This is a genomic window from Gordonia sp. NPDC003425, assembly GCF_053588635.1.
Map to the genome: position 1 here is coordinate 1 of NZ_JBSFQI010000039.1, position 2247 is coordinate 2247.

At 61.7% G+C, this 2247-nt stretch carries 1 protein-coding gene and 3 pseudogenes; 2 read left to right on the plus strand and 2 right to left on the minus strand.

All coding sequences use genetic code 11. The annotated features are described in order from the left end of the window. Positions 1–80: 80 nt before the first annotated feature. A pseudogene (locus tag ACWDTD_RS20440) lies at positions 81–611 on the plus strand (sugar transferase); the annotation flags it as partial. 786 nt (positions 612–1397) lie between these two features. Here ACWDTD_RS20440 and ACWDTD_RS20445 read toward each other — a convergent pair. Continuing rightward, the gene (locus tag ACWDTD_RS20445) at positions 1398–1817 is read right to left on the minus strand and encodes a helix-turn-helix domain-containing protein (protein WP_449748944.1); all 420 of its coding nucleotides are present in this window, start codon (positions 1815–1817) and stop codon (positions 1398–1400) included. A 50-nt stretch (positions 1818–1867) separates the two neighbouring features. Between ACWDTD_RS20445 and ACWDTD_RS20450 the strand changes: the two are divergent. Continuing rightward, positions 1868–2005: pseudogene (locus ACWDTD_RS20450) on the plus strand (IS3-like element ISMysp3 family transposase); the annotation flags it as partial. A 55-nt stretch (positions 2006–2060) separates the two neighbouring features. Here the strand turns inward: ACWDTD_RS20450 and ACWDTD_RS20455 are convergent. After that, positions 2061–2153, minus strand: a pseudogene (locus ACWDTD_RS20455) (helix-turn-helix domain-containing protein); the annotation flags it as partial. Positions 2154–2247 lie beyond the last annotated feature (94 nt).

Consider the following 2247-nt stretch of genomic DNA (forward strand, 5'->3'; position numbering starts at 1 on the left):
CAGCGCTGCAACGCTGACTTGATCAAGTGACTACCAGGATCATATTTACGGGAAGGCACGCCCTCCCTGATCCACAGGTCTTGATCATTCCTCGCGCACTCGCAGTCAAGATGGGTTCTCGGGGGCCCGTCTTCTACCGAGCGGAGCGAATCGGCGTCGACAATAAGCCATTTCACATGTGGAAGTTTCGCTCGATGGTGGTAGGCGCCGATCAATTGCGGGCGCAACTCGCGTCCGAGAGCGAGGGCAGCGGTCCACTGTTCAAGATGAAGGAAGATCCGCGAGTAACCGGCGTCGGATCATTTCTGCGTCGCTACAGCCTCGATGAGCTGCCGCAGCTGTTCAACGTTGTCGGCGGCTCGATGAGTCTCGTTGGTCCTCGTCCGCCACTTCGGCAGGAGGTCGAGACATACGACGAGACGGTCACTCGGAGGATGCTAGTAAGACCCGGCATGACGGGGCTGTGGCAGGTCTCCGGCCGTAGTGACCTTAGCTGGGAAGAGTCGGTCCGGCTCGACTTATCCTACGTTGAGAACTGGTCGCTGCCTCTTGATATTGTGATCCTCGCTCGAACTCTGCGCGCCGTATTTGGCAAGTCAGGCGCATACTGACTCCGTAGCGAAAGACCTACATCGTTGCGACCTGTCTGAGATGAAAGTACCCCAGGTTTAGTTCCTATGTGGGCGCGAGGGCCGGGTCGGCGGTCTCGCGGACTTGTGAGGCACCGGTCAAGGTGGCCTCGTACTCGGCCGGGTGCGGTAGCCGAGGGCTTCGTGCAGGCGCGGTAGTTGCACACCAGACGTATTCCAGGGTGGCCAGCTCGTGAACCATCCCGGGTTTGATGCACACCTCCTTTCTTGGGAAGGTGAAGCATGCCGAGTAAGTACGATCCGGAGACTCGGGCCAAAGCGGTCCGGTTGGTCCGTGAGCACCGCGAGGACTTTTCCAGCGAGTGGGCGGCGATGACTGCATCAGCAACCTCGGCCGGTCGAGCACTGATCAACCCCTCCTCGGTGACGTGTCCGGTGGCCTTACGCCGCGAACGCGCCTGCGGCACCCGCAATACCCGACCGGTGCGCAGACACGTCACCAGCTCACGCTTGAGAGCGCCACGCCCTTCGATATAGCGCGACTGATAGATCGCCTCATGTGAGATCCGCATACTCTCATCATCCGGGAAATCGAGCTCAAGGCGATGTGAGATCTGTTCTTGACTCCAGCCACCGCCCACCGACGATCCTCACGACGAGGTTTGTTGCGGCCCTTTCATTCTCGCGGCTTCGGACCGCCGACTACCTGCCCGTCCTCATCGCGCACCACACCCTCGAGACGGTCCTGAACATATTCACGCAACCGCGGATTGGCCACCAACTTGGCCTCCTTCGGTCGACGCGCCATCAACTCCGCTTTCCACTGGGCCACCGAGACCCGGTACTCGACCTTTCCGCTGCGCGTGGCCGCGTTCCGACGCAACTCGCTGAAATCGTCGACGGCGAGCGCCCCAGCAGCTGTGCGATCGCGCGAGCGCTCTCACCCCGGCCGTGTGCCAGCGCGATCTCCTCGCGCTCGGCGAACGACAAGTACCGACCGGACCCGCTGTGCAATTCGAAAGGTGCCATGCCCCCACCCTGGCGGAACCATCGGGTCCCAACGGCCTGCGACACGCAGCACGCGACCGCGGCGTCGTCACTCGTGAGACCTTCGGCGATCTTGGCCCAGAACTGACGCTCGACATCACGGCGATACGGCGGACGGCCCGGCGACCGCATTGCCGGCCTACCCGTCACCGTCACCATCCACCCGTCCGGACGACCCATCCAAACACCCTCTCTCCCTACGGGTGTTGCGTCCACTGGTTGAACCCGGTCAGTATACGAGTGTGCGCCTCGTTGAAACACTGGCACTTTCGGATCTACGTCCGTCGATCGGGTCTGTGGGTGATGTCTACGACAATGCGCTCGCTGAGACGATGATCGGACTCTACAAACACGAATGTGTACGCTCTGGTTCGGGCTCGTCCGTGGTCGGCGCGATCGATCCGATAGTCCGGACAGACCTCATGCGGCATAGCGTCTACGCCACCCTGTAACGGTCTGGCGGGACACACCGTAACGGTCGGCGACTTCGGTAACCGGGGCACCATCGGCGACTTTGAATCGCCCCGGGTTTGCTGGAGGCTCGGTTAGTTGGTTCCAGCGTTTGCGGGGACCGGGTTCTCACGGTAGCTGGTGACGGTGTGGGTCGACC